Origin of the sequence: Fervidobacterium changbaicum, from assembly GCF_004117075.1 — a bacterium.
GTDB classification, from domain to species: Bacteria; Thermotogota; Thermotogae; order Thermotogales; family Fervidobacteriaceae; genus Fervidobacterium; species Fervidobacterium islandicum.
On record NZ_CP026721.1, the window covers coordinates 67,475 to 85,194 of the forward strand.

General features: G+C 39.8%; 16 protein-coding genes. 1 reads left to right on the forward strand and 15 read right to left on the reverse strand.

The window, feature by feature from the left end; all coding sequences use genetic code 11:
* Positions 1-9: 9 nt before the first annotated feature.
* The 11 genes from CBS1_RS00335 to CBS1_RS00385 all read right to left on the reverse strand — a co-directional run bounded on the left by CBS1_RS00335 (position 10) and on the right by CBS1_RS00385 (position 10,254).
* On the reverse strand, positions 10-354 hold the full coding sequence (locus CBS1_RS00335) for an ArsR/SmtB family transcription factor (RefSeq protein ID WP_052107081.1): 345 nt from the start codon (positions 352-354) through the stop codon (positions 10-12).
* Between the two features lie 109 nt (positions 355-463).
* Positions 464-1,216 carry a flagellar type III secretion system pore protein FliP gene (fliP, locus tag CBS1_RS00340; RefSeq protein ID WP_090222318.1) on the reverse strand — a complete coding sequence of 251 codons (753 nt, stop codon included), beginning with the start codon at positions 1,214-1,216 and terminating at the stop codon, positions 464-466.
* A complete protein-coding gene (locus CBS1_RS00345) occupies positions 1,213-1,464 on the reverse strand; it encodes a flagellar biosynthetic protein FliO (RefSeq protein WP_158510122.1) in 252 nt (83 codons plus the stop codon). Before CBS1_RS00345 ends, fliP begins: the two co-directional genes overlap by 4 nt.
* 120 nt (positions 1,465-1,584) lie before the next feature.
* Positions 1,585-1,944 (reverse strand): chemotaxis protein CheY, encoded by a 360-nt coding sequence (gene cheY, locus CBS1_RS00350; RefSeq protein ID WP_033191194.1) that lies wholly within the window; start codon positions 1,942-1,944, stop codon positions 1,585-1,587.
* Between the two features lies 1 nt (position 1,945).
* Complete coding sequence (locus CBS1_RS00355) at positions 1,946-2,389, reverse strand: chemotaxis protein CheW (RefSeq protein ID WP_033191195.1); 444 nt, start codon at positions 2,387-2,389, stop codon at positions 1,946-1,948.
* A 40-nt stretch (positions 2,390-2,429) separates the two neighbouring features.
* Positions 2,430-4,472, reverse strand: a complete 2,043-nt coding sequence (locus CBS1_RS00360; protein WP_033191196.1) for a chemotaxis protein CheA — start codon at positions 4,470-4,472, stop codon at positions 2,430-2,432.
* A gap of 14 nt (positions 4,473-4,486) precedes the next feature.
* A complete protein-coding gene (locus CBS1_RS00365) occupies positions 4,487-5,884 on the reverse strand; it encodes a hypothetical protein (protein ID WP_033191197.1) in 1,398 nt (465 codons plus the stop codon).
* Positions 5,884-6,714: a TlyA family RNA methyltransferase gene (locus CBS1_RS00370; protein WP_033191198.1), complete on the reverse strand. Its 831-nt coding sequence runs from the start codon at positions 6,712-6,714 to the stop codon at positions 5,884-5,886. The genes CBS1_RS00365 and CBS1_RS00370 overlap by 1 nt, the downstream gene beginning before the upstream one ends.
* A complete protein-coding gene (locus tag CBS1_RS00375; protein WP_033191199.1) occupies positions 6,684-7,814 on the reverse strand; it encodes a hypothetical protein in 1,131 nt (376 codons plus the stop codon). The genes CBS1_RS00370 and CBS1_RS00375 overlap by 31 nt, the downstream gene beginning before the upstream one ends.
* 53 nt (positions 7,815-7,867) lie before the next feature.
* Positions 7,868-8,608 carry a tRNA pseudouridine(38-40) synthase TruA gene (gene truA, locus CBS1_RS00380; RefSeq protein WP_033191200.1) on the reverse strand — a complete coding sequence of 247 codons (741 nt, stop codon included), beginning with the start codon at positions 8,606-8,608 and terminating at the stop codon, positions 7,868-7,870.
* A complete protein-coding gene (locus CBS1_RS00385) occupies positions 8,605-10,254 on the reverse strand; it encodes a GGDEF domain-containing protein (RefSeq protein WP_090222316.1) in 1,650 nt (549 codons plus the stop codon). Before CBS1_RS00385 ends, truA begins: the two co-directional genes overlap by 4 nt.
* A gap of 133 nt (positions 10,255-10,387) precedes the next feature.
* Between CBS1_RS00385 and CBS1_RS00390 the strand changes: the two genes are divergently transcribed.
* Positions 10,388-11,575: a type III PLP-dependent enzyme gene (locus tag CBS1_RS00390; protein ID WP_033191202.1), complete on the forward strand. Its 1,188-nt coding sequence runs from the start codon at positions 10,388-10,390 to the stop codon at positions 11,573-11,575.
* Between the two features lie 63 nt (positions 11,576-11,638).
* Here CBS1_RS00390 and CBS1_RS00395 read toward each other — a convergent pair whose 3' ends face one another.
* From CBS1_RS00395 to cysS, 4 genes are all read right to left on the reverse strand, one after another.
* On the reverse strand, positions 11,639-13,003 hold the full coding sequence (locus CBS1_RS00395) for an MFS transporter (RefSeq protein ID WP_090222314.1): 1,365 nt from the start codon (positions 13,001-13,003) through the stop codon (positions 11,639-11,641).
* Complete coding sequence (locus CBS1_RS00400) at positions 13,000-14,415, reverse strand: RtcB family protein (protein WP_033191203.1); 1,416 nt, start codon at positions 14,413-14,415, stop codon at positions 13,000-13,002. Before CBS1_RS00400 ends, CBS1_RS00395 begins: the two co-directional genes overlap by 4 nt.
* 114 nt (positions 14,416-14,529) lie before the next feature.
* Positions 14,530-16,248, reverse strand: a complete 1,719-nt coding sequence (locus CBS1_RS00405) for a proline--tRNA ligase (protein ID WP_090222312.1) — start codon at positions 16,246-16,248, stop codon at positions 14,530-14,532.
* 2 nt (positions 16,249-16,250) lie between these two features.
* Positions 16,251-17,690, reverse strand: coding sequence for a cysteine--tRNA ligase (cysS, locus tag CBS1_RS00410; protein ID WP_033191205.1), 1,440 nt, complete (start codon positions 17,688-17,690; stop codon positions 16,251-16,253).
* Positions 17,691-17,720 lie beyond the last annotated feature (30 nt).

Sequence of the window (17,720 nt, forward strand, 5' to 3'; positions counted from 1 at the left end):
CGCCCCTTTTCAAAACGCAAATACTTTACTATCTGGAGTTCGCACTCTGTGTGCTAGGTGTTCGATGGTTTTAGTTATTATCTGTCTCACATGCTCATCGTCCAGTGAGTACAAAACATTCCTCCCAATTCGCCTGTACTTAACGATTCCAACCTGTCTTAAAATCCTCAGTTGATGTGATACAGCAGACTGGCTGATTCCAATAACCGATACAATATCGGATACGGTTCTTTCACCTTCCAGTAGTGAAAGAATGATTTTCAAACGCGTTTCATCAGAAAGAGCGGAGAAAAAATCACTTAGATAGAAGAAAAGGTACTCAGGCACACTTTTCTTTTGCGCATTCTCAGGCATATTCTTGCCTCCTTATAATAAATGAACATATGTTCATATATCGAAACATATTATAAAGCACAAAATGGTGATTGTCAAAATGCTCTTCAAAACAATTTCGGGAACTCAATCATCCAAAGCTTTTAACAAGGCTAACAATCACCGATTCCCAGCCGTTTGCTAATATGAAAACTAAGACTTTAAAGGGCAGAGAAACCAACACGGGAGGAATCATGATCATACCAAGTGAGAGTAAGATGCTTGCGACAATCATGTCGATTATTATGAAAGGCACGTAAATAAGAATCCCCATTTTAAAGGCTATCTCTATTTCCCCCAAAACAAATGCGGACGTTAAAAGTGAATCTGGGGCTTCCTCTATGTTGTTAACCTTTTGATTGAGAGCGTTCGCAAGAACAAAGACGTTGTCTTCATTGTGGTGATTGACTAGCTCTGTTAGCATGAATTTTCTCACAGTTCCCATCGTACGGGAGAAAAACTCTTGATAAGTTATCTTTCCATCCATGTAGGGTTGCAACGCGTTTGCATTTATCTCGTTCCATGTAGGCTGCATAATAAAAAAGGTAAGAATCAAAGCAAGGCCAATGAGTACCTGGTTTGGAGGAACTTGTCTTGTACCTAAGGCATTTCTTACAAAGGAGAAAACGATAATTATCCGTGTAAACGAGGTAAAAAGCATCAAGATACTCGGCGCTAATGTCAGCACCGTTAGTACAAGTAGTATTTCTAATGTCGCAACAAGGTCTCTTGGGGATTGATTTGGTGTTACCTGGATGCGTATACCTGGTATAGGCACCTCGTCTTGAGGGAAGAAAGAGGTAGTTAATAAGAAGATAAAGAGCAACACGGCAAATCTCTTCATTTTTTACCACCAACGAATTTTTGTAAAATTGATTCAAAGCTCGAATTTCTGCCAGCTTCGGTGTCTATCTCTCCCTCTTCTATAGTATCGAGTTTTTTGACTACTGTTGCCTGGTTTGGTCCTATAAGAATGACGTAGTATTCCTTCAAAATTCTAACAAGCACTAACGAAGTAGTTCTGTCCAAGTAAACTCTGCTAATTACCTTAGCAAAACGCCCCCCAACCGTGTTGGGGAGCTTTCTTTTCAATAACCAGTATGTGCCAAGAAGTATCGCTATTATTGAAATGAGGCCAATTAAGAAACTTACAAGCCCTCCGATTTTTCTTCCTCTCCCTTAGTAATTTTATGAGTAAAAAACCGTCTTGAATTATTTCACCACTTTCTGAACAGCTTCAATAACCCTAGCCGCTTGGAAGGGTTTGACTATGAAGTCTTTCGCGCCGGCTTGTATGGCTTCTATCACCATAGCCTGCTGACCCATTGCACTACAAACAATAATTGTGGCGTTTGGGTCAATCTTTTTTATTTCTTTGATCGCGTCGATTCCGTTCATCTCGGGCATTGTGATGTCCATTGTCACAACATCCGGCTTCAGTTCTTTATACTTTTCTACAGCTTCAACACCGTTAGCAGCTTCACCAACAACCTCATGCCCCGCCTTTGTCAAAATGTCCTTCAACATCATGCGCATAAAAGCTGCATCATCAACAACCAGAATACGTGCCATCTTATGCCACCTCCGACCCTATAATTTCTTTGACTATTTCTTCCAGGTTAAGATAAACTATCAGCCTTGAATCCTTTTTTATGAGTCCTTTTGCTTTCTTGCCGTAAGTGTTCATTTTTCCAAGGTTAGTTTCCAATTCCTCGCTCTTCACTCTCATAACACCAACAACTTCATCGACCATTAAGCCAAACTCAACATCTTCGACTTTTGCGATGATTATCTTTTTGTATTCAACATTGCTCTCGTTAGCGAGTAACATTGGAAGGCTTATCACAGGAACGATTTTTCCTCTTAGGTTTATTACACCTTCAATTATCTTTTTAGCCCTCGGGACTGGGGTTATCTCTGTCTTTTCTATCACTATTTCTACCATTTCAACACCAATTGCCATCTCTTGGTTAAGTGCCTTAAAAACAAGCACTTCAAATTCCATGCTCTCACTCATCGGCTCCACCCCCTAATTAGTTGTTGGTTAGTGCGCTTTTCTATGCCATTTCAACAACATTTGCTACGTCCAGTATCAGTGCTATGCTCCCATCTCCGAGCGTAGCTCCGCCACTGAAGATTTTCACATCGCTGAAGATTTTTCCGAGCGACTTTATAACGATATCTTCCTGACCAATCAACGTGTCAACTGTGAGACCATATTTTCTGTTTCCATGCTTTACAACAACCACGTTCATTTCGCTTGGATTTTCCTCGTGTGGGAAATTGAAAACATGCCACAGTTTGATAAGTGGTATAACTTCCCCACGTATTACAATAACCTCCTCATTTTGAACAACCCTTATCTCTCCAGGGCTGATGATCAACGTGCTATCGATTATTGAAATAGGAATCGCGTAAACATAGTCGTTTACTTTCACAAGCAACGCTTGAATAATGGCTAACGTAAGTGGTAAGCGTATTGTAACTTTTGTTCCTTTCCCGACTTTACTCTCAATTGAAACTGAACCGTTCAAAGATTCAATAGTGTTTTTGACAACGTCCATTCCAACTCCTCGGCCCGAAAGTTCGCTGACCAGCTCTTTTGTAGAAAAACCAGGTAAGAATATGAAGTCGAAAACCTTCTCATCTGGTAAAGCTGCCGCTTTCTCTTCAGTTACTAAACCTCTTTCAATAGCTTTCTTCAAAATCTTATCTCTGCTCATGCCCCTTCCATCATCTTCAACTTCAATAACAACGTTATTTCCCTCATGGCGAGCTGATAATTTGACAGTACCTATTGGTGGTTTTCCAAGAGCTATCCTCTCTTCTTTTGTTTCGATACCGTGGTCGATAGCGTTCCTTATAAGGTGCACAAGAGGATCCCCGATAACTTCAACAAATGTCCTGTCGAGTTCGGTTTCTTCACCTTCCATAATGAAGTTAATTTCTTTTCCTAAACTTCTTGCTAAGTCTCTTACCATCCTTGGGAACCTGTTGAAAACAAATTCAATAGGCACCATCCTAACCTTCATCACGATATTCTGTAGATCTAGCGTAATTCTGCTGAGCTGGGCCAGTGATTCATCTACTTCTTTTATATTGTATTTTTTCAGTATATCAGCTATCCTACTTCGTGCAATCACAAGCTCGCCCATCAAATTCATCAAGGTATCCAGTTTTTCTGTGTCTACCCTGACAGTCTGAGTTATTTTTACTTTTTTCTGTTCCTTTTCCTTTTGTGGTTCACCCTCTCTACTTTCGGTGGTAACAGCTTCTTCCTTTTTTCTCTCTTCCACTTTAAGCGGTTTAACAACGACGCTCTTGATCTCGGAAACACCCATTATCTTTTCGTATATCTTTTCTTGAGGCACGTTACCAACACCAATGAGTTCAACCGTCAAATCGAATTTCTCGTTCTCGATATCCTCGACAGATGGGACAGAGTGGATTATTTCGATACCGATCTCCTCAAGTGTATGAAAAACCATGTACATTCTCGCAGATTTAAGCTGTGTGCCTTCTTGGAGGTTCACAACTATATGATACGCTGGTACACCTCTTTTGGCTGCTTCCTCTAAAACGTCGTTGATAACCTCTTGTGTAAAACTTTCAGCAACTACTCGTTTTCTAGTTTCTGTTGTCGCTTCCACCTCTACATTTCCTTCTTCAGACGATGGTACTCCGATTTTTTGAGTAACCTTTTCCACCTTTTCGCCTCTTGTGATCCTTTCAAATATATCTACAAGTCCCTCACTATCTTCTTCCAACTCATCTGAGCCTTTAGTAACAATTGACTGGAGCATTTTTTCAATCATATCAAGACCGGCGAAAAGGTAGTCCAGCTCGTCGCTTGTGATTTTCACCTTCCCGCCTCTTACAGCATCCAAATAATTTTCCATCCTATGACATAACTTTGCAAGTCTTTCAAATCCCATAGTTCCGGCCATACCTTTTAGAGTATGTAAAGCACGAAATGCTCTGTTAATCTGTTCAACATCTGAGGTATTCTTTTCTAGCTCTAGTAAGGCATCGTTCAGTAGCTGGATGTACTCTTTTGATTCGTCGATGAAAACACTGAGATATTCGTTGTACTCTCCCATGCTCATCCCTCCTTTTAGGAGACAATTATCTTATAATAGCTAAAGTATCCTGAACTGTACTTCCAAAATAACATCTTTGATGAAACACTAAAGCCTGTTGTCGATTTAATTATATCACCAATATCCAAAAGAATTTTAAAATCGTACGTTGACAGCTTTGAAAAGTCGTAGTACACTGGCAGGTCTTTCAACCGTCCTCGCGTTTTTTCATATTGCTCGTACTTGGTTTTGTCTATCGTTCCAAAAAAGCTTCTGTTTGAACTTGAATATACGTATAGCTTAAAATTTTGGAAAGTCATATTCCACTCCTGCTTTTGTGGATCGTACTTAGCTCCAAGTTTTGAAATGCTGGTTTCCAAGTTCTTCGTATTTGAGTTGTCAAATATAAATAGAAAGTCTCCAGTTTCTAATCTACCAACAACATAGACATTAGAAGAGGTCTTGGAAAGCGAAGAAACGAATTCAAGAACCCTTCCCAAATCTGCATTCGAGCCCTGCAACCACTGTTTGAGTATCTCGATAATACTCTCCGTGTCACTTGAAGGGACCGATAAATAATAATTCCAAGCCAGTGGAATGTTTCCGATATTTTCAGTTATGCGTTTAGTTGTGACTTGCTTCTTATTTTTCTGCTCAAACGTTATGCTAAGACTCCCTGCAGAAACGGTGGAATAAAATATAACATATTCTGATTCTGAAGAATCTATCGATGCACCAGGTAAGTTGAATTTCAAAGTATCTGGTTTTGAGTAGCCACTCAAGAAGAATGTTCCTGCCTTCAACCTTTCAAAAACCTTTGAACTTTTCGACAACTGCATATCCGAAGTCGTGTAAGTTTTCAATGCTAGCTCCAAGGCTGTCTTGCTACCGGCGATTACAAGATACTTTCCATTATATCCACAGTACAACGAATCACCCAAGAGATACTGGTTATTTGGCAAAGATTTGTAACTGACCGAAAGCATGTATGCCAATCCTTTTATGAGCTGCGATGGAGATTTCGTTTGAAATGCAAAGAAACTGTTGGCAGCAATGGTTTTGATAAAATCAAAGTAATAGTTTATGTCAAACGATATAACATTCGCTAGGTCAATTTGTAACCCCTTTGAAGCAAATAAAAGATCAGATGAAAGTGCTTCCTGAATGACAGAAGGAAGCACTCCTGTTCTGTAGCGCATATCCTCAAGTATTCGCAAAAAAGTATCCTCGAAACCCAAACCTTTTCTATTCAGAACGAAAGAAAAAAAAGGTACCTTCTTCAGTTCGTCGTACCAGGCGCCGCCATTAGAAACTCTGATGACAAAATCGTAGTCTTTGTGAACCAAGTCAAGTATGTCCGGGTCAGCAAAGACTGTTGTTAAGAAAACAACAAGAAGAATACTTAAGAAAGCCAACCTTGAAATCCTTGTCATCAGAAGAGCTCCTCCCAAGCTTTGTTTACTACTTCGACTAATTCGTTATCAAGAACATTGCTATAAGAACAATTAGCATCTTTTTGAAAAACCGCGAAGAATTCAATATTTCCATCGCCACCGAGAATTTTGGAAAAGTCTACATAGACAAGTCTTAAACCTCCGCCTGCCAAAAAATCTGTTAGAACTTCTCTCAGTACCCTCACATGTTCTAACTTATCTTTGATTACCCCCTGATGCTGGTAGCCCACTTCAAATTGAGGCTTTATTAGAATTATACCATACCCTTCTTCCTTGAGTAAATTTAGAATGTTACCTTTGATCTTTCTAACCGAGATAAAAGAAATGTCAACACTGACAATATCCACAAATTCCCCCAAATCTTCAAGAAATAAATCTTTTGCATTCTTTTGTATCTTTATCACTCTCTCGTTGGTCGCTATCCTTGGATGCAGTTGGTAAGTATTTACATCAACCGCGTAAATTTTCCTAGCATTGTTTTGCAGAAAAAAGTCAACGAAACCTCCCGTAGAACTACCAATATCGCATATAACTTTATCCTTAATGGCTATGTTCGCGATACTGCTTTTTTGAGACATACTCTTAAATAAACCTTCGAGTTTATAACCAGCTCGGCTAACGTACTTGAGAGACTCCACGATTGATATTTTATCACCAAGACCGACCAATTTGGAAGGCTCTAAACACACCTCTCCATTGACGATAACATTACCAGTTTTTATAAGTTGCTTAGCTTTGTTCCTACTTTCAGCCAGTCCATTTCTTGCCAAGAATACATCTAATCTCTCTTTTTGAGCGTTACCTGCCACGTTCCCACTTCCGTTACTATGTTCAAAGTGTCTCTTGAAACAAACATATAAAAGATAGAATCACCTAAGAAAACACCTCTGTAAAAGTAGCCGGACCTTGAATTTTCAACTCCAGTAAAGTATGGGTAAACCTCCTTGTTTGAAAAAACATATTCAAACCCACTATCGACTTTGGTTGCGTTATTTTCCGTCAATACGTAGTCACCGTTCAGCGTCTTTAATATCACTTTTCCTAAGTTCCTGTCAAGGGTAAGAAAAAGAGCTCCATTGAAATTACCTAGAAAGGAAACTTTGCGACTCTTCAAATTAACCACATAAACACCTTCCGTCACATCCAGCAAAAAAAGCGTATTGTCAATTAATAAAAAATCTAAAGGGGCATTCGAGACCTTCAACTTCCAGGCTAATGTCGTATCTGTTATTGAACCATCAGCGTAGATTAAAAATTTATCCCAACTAAATATGGGAGGCGAAGATATAAACTCTTTCTTACCTGTTCTCAAATTAAGTATGTAATTGCCTGTTAGAATAGAATAACCGTTGTAGAGAATCGGTAAGGAATCAACTTGAATATTGTTTTTTTCTGAAGTGTACAGCACGCCATTCTTGTAAAAACTTCCATCTACAGTGACAACCGCAGGTATGAAATTTACATAATCTGGAACAACCAATAAAGGCAAACCCACTGGAACGACTGTAAATATTCTACTGGTCTTTGGCTCATAAACTACAGTCTCTGGGACGTTATTTCCAGTTTCACCAACAGTCGGGATAATATGACCCTCGAGATTAGTCATTTCTATAAAGTTTTTAACGAAGTGACTTCTAAAATCATCTTCAGAATCGAACACAGCTACACTATTCCCTATTCTTAATCTGATTTTATCTTCCATCAATTCGATTCTTATTTCAAGTGGCTCTAGAGTCATTGAATTCACGCAATTCGTACTTTCACATTGCGTATTGCCAAAAGATATGCTAATTGGGAAAAAACCTATCTTGGATAGCTCTCTGGCAACAAAAACAGAAAGTTGTGGAGAGATGTTTTCATCATAAATCACAACCTGAGGTCTTTGTAGCCACTTTTCAATGACAGCCAACAAGTGCTCATCTGGGCTTATATTTGGTATCTCAACACCGGCGAAAATAAACCCTAAAAGAGCACTTTGTACAAGAACAATCCATGCGCAGGTGCCAATCCAGCCGATTTTGAGCGATCCTTTGATTCTAACACCTCCAGTACTTTCTCTGGTTCCCAGCTACCAATTCCCACCTTTACAAGGTTTGCAACAATGCTTCGTACCATACCACGCAGGTAAGATATTCCTTCTACTCTCACCAGTATAAGGTTTTTTCTGAGTCTCACGATCCGGATGTTCGTAATCGTTCTCTCAGTTCTCGTATCCTCTTCTCCTTTTTTGCTCAGAGCGGTAAAATCATGCGTACCAATAAGATATTTTGCACCTTGTCTCATCTTCGAGATGTCTAATTCGTACGGAAACCACCAAGTGTACTTTCTTAGGAATATGTCGTTCATCTTAGAGTTTAAAATAAAGTAATGGTAAATCCTACACTTTGCTTCGTACCTGGGATTAAAATTATCGCTTACAAACCAAACCTTCTTTACATAAATGTCCTTTGGCAGATTGGCATTTAATGCGTTTCTTATATCTGACTCTGAAAGCTTATCATTTGGGCAATCGAATGCTGCAACCTGCCCGGTTGCATGAACTCCCGTATCTGTGCGACCTGCAGCATACGTTTGAATAGGGATTTTAAACACACGTTCGAGAGCTTTTTCAAGCTCTCCTTGTACAGTTCTTACACTATTTTGACGTTGATAGCCAAAAAAATCTGAGCCATCGTATGCAAATTCTATAGCGACTCTTCTCATATGTTTATTATACGCCCACCTCCAGATTTTTTGCCAGCAACTAAGGCCATCTTGGCTTTGTTCAAGATTTCTTCTAAATTTACAGCATCCACAGGATATTTCACAACAGCGCCTGTAATACTCACAAAAGGATATTTCTCTTTAATGTTTTCAATAACCTTTTGAACAAGAATCATCGCATCCGACTTGCTCTTAGTCCAAAGTAGGACCATGAATTCGTCTCCAGTTCGAGTATACAACCCGTAGTTCTTTATTTCGTCTTCTATCGCATTCTTAATCTCTCTTAGTATTTCATCTCCAATGGTGAAACCCTTTTCAAGGTTTATTCTGCCGAAGTTGTCTATATCTAAGTGTATGAATGAAAATGTTCGCTTCGTTTCTATTGCCCTTACCATTTCTTCAACAAACTCAGAAACCGTCGATTCTTCTGCATAGTGTCCAGCAAATAAACTCTTATACTTGCTCTCCTTAACAATTTGAACAAATTGCCAAGCAAAGAATTTTGATAGTTCGATCTCCCTCTTTGTTGGTCTCAAACCGTTTACTGGTTTATCAAAACTTATGTATCCGACGGTTCTATTATTTGACACCAATGGAACCAGGAACAAATCGTCAGGATCCCAGGCATTGTCGGCGTCAAGTGCTGCATAATCCGAAGGTTTAAAAATGTAAGTTTGATCTAAAGCGATACTGCCCTTTGGAATGAAGTATACTCCTCCCAAATCAAATCGACTCTGCATGAGTAAAAGAGTATCTTTTATTTGAGGTTGTTTGCTTCTTAGCATTTCGAAATCTTCATCTTTTATTCCGTACTTTGAAACTCTTATAACCCTACCTGATTTGTAGTCGAAAAGGTTCAATAACGCTGCGGAAAACCCTATCAATTTGCATTCTACCTCGAGAAGGTCATTCATTATTCTATCCACATCCTCTGAACCGATTTTTTCTAAAACATCCGGTATTTTTGAAAGATTCTCAATTTCTCTTCTAATTTCATCCTGCTCGTATTTTAATTGTTGATACCATACCTGTGCTGTAACAGTGTAGTAAAGCTGGACCAAAAAACCGGCATATAATAGAAGTGTAAAGACCAAGTAAGAGAATTTGACTTCCGGGAGAAGATAAATTGTTGTAACTATAAGTGAAGCGTAAAGGCCCAAAACAAAGACAATCAAGGCTACGATGATGTAGTTCTTCAATTTTGTTCGTGTGAAAAAGTATACATAAACGAAACTTAAAAGAACATTAGTGGCGAAAAAGCCTATTGCGAAATATATTAATGAAAGATAATCAAAAACAGACCGTTTAAACAGGAAAGTACCAACTGAAATCTGAAGAAACTCAAAGCTGAGCCGGAGTAGTTTCCTATCCCAGGAAACATTCTTATTGATTGTACTTGTGATTAAAGAAAGCACCAATATTGTTTCAGGACTTATGAAAGGGATTAAAAAGATGTACAAAAAAGGTTTTGCAGTAAATCTGATTCCACCAATAGGAATCTCGATATACTGAGCAACAATCATGGCTACTAATACCGGCACAATGATACGCACATCATAACTAAAGACGAAAGGCTTTGAGAAGAACAAGAGCACAAAACTTGCCATAAATAACGATGAGACAAATATCAAAGCTTTTTTGTTCACTTTTTTCCCCCCAATGTTCTGTTATACATATTGTAACATAGTGGCACTGTATTTTAAACTCGTGTTTATGTATATTATGGCAAATATATTCTATCATAAGACCGACAATTTACACAAGGAGGTATAGGAAGAGATGGAAAAACTTAGACAAATCGCGGAAGCTTACGGAACACCAGTCCTGGTAATGGACTTGAATGTGATCAGGCAGAACTATATGAACCTAATTGAGAACATAAAGAATTGTAAGGTTTATTATGCGGTTAAAGCGAATTCTCACATCGAAATCGTAAAACTTCTTAGAGACCTAGGAAGCTATTTCGACGTCGCATCAAGAGGAGAAATTGAGAAACTGCTTTCACTTGGTGTGGAACCGTACAGAATGAGTTTTGGTAACACTATTAAGAAGATAGAAGATATAAAATTCGCATACGACAACGGTATCAGGATGTTTGCAGTGGATTCCGAAATGGAGATAGAAAAGATAGCAATGGTTGCTCCCGGTTCTGATATATATGTTAGAATAAGCACCAACGGCATGGAAGATGATGCTGACTGGCCACTTACAAGAAAGTTTGGAACAAGTGTGAGCCATGCAATTGAACTTGTGAAGTACGCAAAAACGCTGGGATTAAATCCCATTGGATTGAGCTTCCACGTTGGTTCACAAAACTACAATCCAGAGAATTGGAGAACGGCTATAAGAGAAGCTTCCGTTGTTTTTGAAGAAGCAAAAGAATTTGGAGTTAATATGTCCATGATCAACACGGGCGGTGGAATGCCAGTCAAATACGTTAGGGATATACCAACCGTTAAACAAATCGCGAATGTTATAAATGAAGCTGTTGAAGAATACTTAGGTGATAACATAACCGTTATAGTGGAACCTGGAAGGTCTATGGTGGGTAATGCTGGTGTTATGATCACAAAAGTGATTCTCCGAAGCAAAAAAGGAGACGAAAACTGGTTGTATCTTGATGCTGGTGTATTTCATGGTTTGACAGAAACAATTCAAAACATCCGATACAGAATAACGGTTGATGGAAAAGAAGATGAAGAACTCGATACTTTTGTACTAGCTGGTCCTACGTGTGATAGCGTTGATGTAATGTACTACGATGCCCAACTGCCGAAGAGTACAACACTTGGTGATATTGTTTACTTCCACACAGCTGGTGCTTATACCACCGAGTACGGAACGAATTTCAACGGAATCGCTTCGCCAGGGATAGTTTTCGTGAAAGGTATTTTGTCCGATGATGAAGAAACAGAAGAAGGAATTCCAGAAGTAGTGGAGATCAAAAGCGAAGAATCCAAGGAATAAATTCTCAGGACGTTAGATACAAAAATTTTTGAAATAGGGCTGGGATTTCCCAGCCCTTAGTTTTTACCACCAACGATTTACTCTTCTCCTGCCTATAATGACTTCTGAGCGGTTACCTTCTTGGATTCTGACAACGTGCCTACCAGACAAAACAGAAAGAACGTTCGTAAACAACGTTGGCAAAGAAACGTACTTTCTACTCGAAATCTTTGCAAAAAGAGGAATTACAGAGTATCTCAAAACGCTTTCTATTATGAAAAAGATTTGAAGTCCGTAAATGTGAAAGCTTCCCGCATAGAAATCGAATGAATTGAAAAATCTTGCTATAGGTCCTCCAACAATTGAACCTATCATACCACCTAGTCCACCGAGTGCAGAAAAGACTGCGAAATACATTGGCGAGTTTGAAGAAGCCGTTTCCATTGGAAGTGTTATAAACGCAAGATTCACAGCAGCCCAACCTACACCTGACAGTATTGCATCTAAAGTCATCGCCAAAATCCAATCTTTTTCGTTCATCAAGATCCAAATGGCTGGAGTAATTGAAACGATAGATAACCCTGCGATTAAAACACTCTTATGGCCGAATTCATCTGAAAGTTTTCCCCAAATGGTGTAAAAAATCATAGATAACACCGAAGCTGCTATAGAAGCGTAACTAATGTAAGTCATAGGCAATTTAAGATTATGAAGTTGGTGGTAAGGGAAAAAAGGTGCTGCCATAAGAACAACAAAGTTCCAAGCAAAATACGCTTTGGATAACCTCATGAAGTTCTTATCCGCAAGTACTAGTTTTAAATCGTTAACTGTACCTGTTTTGCTACTTCTTCTTTCCTTGAGGGGTATAAGTGTCAATAATGATACAAAACTTCCGAGCATTGCTGTGGTAATTATCAAAAGAAAGTTGAAGGGAATTTTAACATTATCGTTTATTACCGAGAACATGTAAAATATCAATAACGTTGCAAGTGAGACGAAGAAATTCCTTAAACCTAGGTATTTTCCTCTTCGCTCTTCAGGTATCATGTCAGAAATCATACTAACCCAAATGTTACCTGCGAAAGCCGCAAAAATCTGGCTCAGAGCGAAGATAATTATGAACAGTTTTGGAGACCTCTGCTGAACGAATAGGAACGGAAGGAGCACCAACCAAAAGAATCGTCCGGAATTGAAGAATCCGAGAAGTATCTTCTTGCTCGGAATTTTTTCAATTACAGCTGGTGCAAAAAGCTGGAATACTTGGAAAGCCATAGGAAAAGATGCCGCAAGTCCCAACCAAACTTCGTTGAGCCCAAAGTATATGGCTATCGCCGTAAATATCGCGGTTTGAGTCAAAACCAGATAAAACGAAGAGAAAACACCTTCAAGTGTTAGAAATAGTTCGTTCTTATTCTTGTGCAATCTCAGTCTTGCACCTTCTGTACTCATCCTTTAACCACTCCAAGTGGAATACACTTGGCTACTTTTAGTGATATTCCGAGTTCATCAACAATTTGAACAACTTTGTCAACATTCTTGTACGCCTCAGGAGCCTCTTCAACTATGCCCTTTTTGGACTTTGCCATTATTTTAACACCTTTTGATTCGAGTTCTCGCATAACATGGTTCACCGTCAGTTCCCTCGTCGCTTCCCTTCTTCCAAGCGCTCTACCAGCTCCGTGGGCAGTGGAGCCAAATGTCATTTCTTCAGCCTTTTTTGTACCAACCAATATGTACGAAGCTGTTCCCATACTACCGGGGATAATGACAGGTTGACCAGTCTTTTTGAATATATCTGCAAGTGCAGGATTGCCTGGTCCAAAAGCTCGTGTTGCACCCTTTCTGTGAACGATAAGCTTTCTTCTTTTTCCATCAATTTCGTATTCCTCAACCTTTGCAATGTTGTGCGCAACATCGTAGACAAGCCTCACATTCATTCCCACAACACTTTTGAATGCTTTTCTAATCAAATGTGTAATAATTTGCCTATTAACGAACGCGTAATTTGCAGCGCAGTTCATCGCACTGTAGTAAGCTTGTCCCCACTCGCTCTTAAAAGGCGCATTGATAAGTTGCTTATCTGGAAGATTTTTGTTATGTTCTTTTAGATTATCCCTCATGTATTTTATGTAATCCGTGGCTATCTGGTGACCAAATCCTCTGCTACCTGTGTGTATGAGTATTGTTATATCTCCCTTCTTAATACCGAACACAGTTGCTATTTCTTCGTCGTATACTTCTTCAACTTGCTGGATTTCAATGAAGTGGTTTCCTGCACCAAGAGTTCCGAGTTCGTCTTTGCCTCTGTCAAACGCTTCTTCGCTTACGTCAGAAAAATCGGCGTTCTCTAGCGTTCCACCATCTTCTATTCGTAACAAATCTTCTGCTGTTCCGTAACCCATTTCGACAACCTTTTTGGCACCCTGTTCAACGATTTTCTTAAAATCATTCTTCGAAAACCTCAAATCGCTCGTTTCCCCAACTCCGACTGGTACATTCTCGTAAATGCGTTTGATAAGAGTCTCCAAATTTCTTTTCACAATATCTGAGTCACCATCTACGACTAGCATTCTAACACCGCAGTTTATATCGAATCCAACGCCACCCGGACTTATTACACCATCTTCTGCATCAAATGCTGCCACACCACCTATGGGGAATCCGTAACCCCAGTGTATATCTGGCATTGCATATGCTGCTTTAACAATCCCCGGTAATGTTGCGACATTCTTGAGTTGTTCGATAGCTTCTTCGTCTATCGTCTCGTAATCAGCAAGGATAATCGCGTCAACACGCATACTGCCTGTCTTCTTGATCCTATAAACATATTTTCCTTCTTTTTCAGCTCCTGTTACAGACATAAACTCACCTCCTTTTGAAGGTGAACACCTCAAAACCAAGTTACAAAAACATCCGTACAGAGATTTTAAAGCAAACCACCCGCGACGTTACGTCTTGGGTGGTTTGCATGTTATTTATACTCTTTCATGTGGGTTGTATTTCTCTTTTGAAACATTCAAAGCTTCGTATATCTTTTCAAAGTCTGCTTCTACTCTAAGTTGATACCCTGTCCTCCATTTAATCTCAACAAATCCTTCATTTAGCGTCTTACCTATCGTGATTCTGAATGGGATACCTATCAAATCGGCATCGCTGAACTTAACACCCGGTGAAACATTTCGGTCGTCAAAGAGTACCTCTTCGCCTTTTAGAAGCAGGAATTCATACAGTTCTGTTGCGAATTTCATTAGATTTTCGTTATTGCTGACAGGTGTAATAATTGTTGTGAATGGGGCAACTGAAAGTGGCCAGATAATTCCTTTTTCGTCATGGAGTTGTTCTACTATAGCTCCCATTGTTCTTGAGATACCCCAGCCGTAGCATCCCATTATAAACGGTTTCAATTGACCATCTCTATCCATGTATTTTGATCCCATCGCTTCTGAATATTTCGTTCCCAGTTTGAAGATATGGCCAAGTTCAATACCTTTCTTCATTTTCAATGGTTTGCTACACACTGGACAAGGATCACCTTCACGGGCAACAACAAGGTCTGTCCATTCATCCGGAACAAAGTCTCTTCCAACGTTCACATTGACATAGTGATAATCTTTTTCCATACCACCAACCACGAAATTTTTCATGCCTTTGACTTGAGTATCAGCTATTATTCTGATACCTTTGACACCAACAGGACCTAAGAATCCAATGGGCACTCCAAAGTCTTTGAGTATCTCTTCAGGTGTGGCAAACACTAACGACTGGTCGTTAACAAAAGCTTTCAATTTCTCTTCATTAAGTTCCCTGTCTCCAGGAACAAGTGCCATAAAGTAACCATTTCTACCCTTGTAGATAAGTGTTTTGACAATCTTTCTCACGGGAACGTTGAGGAAATTTGCAACATCCTCCACTGTCTTTACGTTTGGTGTGTAAGTCTTTTCGATAGGTTTTTCTTCTTCACTTTCATAAACAACTTCGCCAACGTATGGAACGCGTTCGTCGTTCCCCGAATATCCACAGTCACAGTACAGTATGTTACTCTCTCCGGTGTCGGCAAAAGCTACGAACTCGTGGCTCTCACTACCACCAATAGCTCCCGATGAAGCTTCCACAATAGCGTATTTGAGACCTAAGCGCTCCATTATGTTAGAATACGCCTGTCTGTGAGCTTTGTACGTTTCGTGCAAGGATTCCCAGCTATCATGGAAACTGTAACCATCTTTCATGATGAACTCCCGGGCTCTTAACACTCCAAATCTTGGGCGAATCTCATCACGGTATTTGTTTGCAATCTGATAGAGTGTCATTGGTAATTGTTTGTAGCTGTTGAGCTCGTTTTGAATAAGGAACGTGACTAGTTCCTCGTGGGTTGGTCCCAGTGTAAATTCTCTGTCGTGTCGGTCTCTGAGTTTCATCATCTCTGGGCCATAGTCATCCCACCTGCCAGATTGTTTCCAAAGTTCAGCGGGTTGAATTATTGGCATTAGTATTTCATTAGCACCTATTCTGTCCATTTCCTCTCTGACAATCCTTTCGATTTTAAGGAGCACTCGCCTGCCAAGTGGTAGGTAAGTGTAAACTCCTGCCGCGATTTTCCTTATGAATCCCCCTCTTATTAGTAACTCCTGACTGGGAACTTCAGAATCAGCTGGTGCCTCCTTTAGCGTTGGTGCGTAAAGTTGACTATACTTCATTTCTATCCCTCCATTTTTCTTTCTTGCTCGATGATTTCGTATTTTGTGCCTTCTGGTGTATCGAACAATTTCACACCGGATTCGGATAAAACATTCCTGATCTTATCGGCTAATTCGAACTGTTTTGCTTTCCTAAATTCATTCCGCACTTCGATCAATGATTTTATCAGAACATCTAAGTTCGTTGAAACAGCTGAACTTTCCGATTTCTTTGGAGATTCCGTATCGAAAATTCCAAGAATAGGTCCAAAAACTCTCTTGATAAGGTGATACATCTTCAACGCTCTTTCATCATTTCCACTGTCCATTGATTTGTTCAACTCGCGAAGTGCATCGAAGATTACCGAGAGTGCGACAGGAGTATTGAAGTCATCTGACAAAGCTTCTGTAAACCTTTGAATCATTCCCTTCATTTCCTCATCTTCTTTTGGGACAAGTGGGTATGGATATTTCTCTCTAAACCTGTTTAATGCAGCATGCACTCTGAGCGCCGCTTTTGAATTATCGTCGAGTAAGTCGTCAGAAAATTCAATTGGCGATCTGTAGTGTTTCGACAACAAGAAGAGCTTTACACCGTCTTTTCCATATCTTCTCACCGCTTCTCGTAACAAGAAGGTATTCCCAAGTGACTTGCTCATTTTGTCACCACGAACTATAATCATTCCATTGTGCATCCAGTATTTTGCGGGAGGCTTTCCGGTTAGAGCTTCACTCTGAGCTATTTCATCTTCATGATGTGGGAATATGAGATCTTCGCCACCACCGTGTATATCGAACATGTCGCCTAATAATTTTTGAGACATCACGGAACATTCGATATGCCATCCTGGCCTACCCGCGCACCAAGGACTCTGCCATGTCGGTTCACCGGGTTTAGCCGATTTCCAAAGGACAAAATCAATCGGATCACGCTTTAATTCGTTCACATCAACTCTTGCGCCAGCTCTTAGATCATCCGGATTTTTTCCAGATAGCTTGCCATAGTCTGCAAGCTTCCTTACGCTGAAATACACATCACCATTCGCAGCGACGTACCCATAACCATTCTTTATTATCTTTTGAACGGCATTTACAATATCATCTACAAAATCTGTAGTTCTGGGATGGAAATTGGCAGCCCGTACTCCCAGCAGATGTGCATCGTGGAAATACTCCGCGATGAACGTATCGGCAACTGTCTTCCAATCAACACCCCATTCTTTCGCTTCGTTTATTATCTTATCATCTATGTCCGTGAAGTTTTGGACCATCACGACTTTGTATCCTATGAATTCAAGGAACCTTCTGAATGCATCGAAAACAACCATCGGACGGGCGTTTCCGATGTGGATATAGTTGTAAACGGTAGGACCACACACGTACATCTTCACAATACCAGGTTCAATTGGTTCGAGTGGAACTTTTTCTTTTGTTAAAGTATCCGTGATATAAACTTTGCTCATGCGCTATTCACCACTCTTCTTAAACGATTT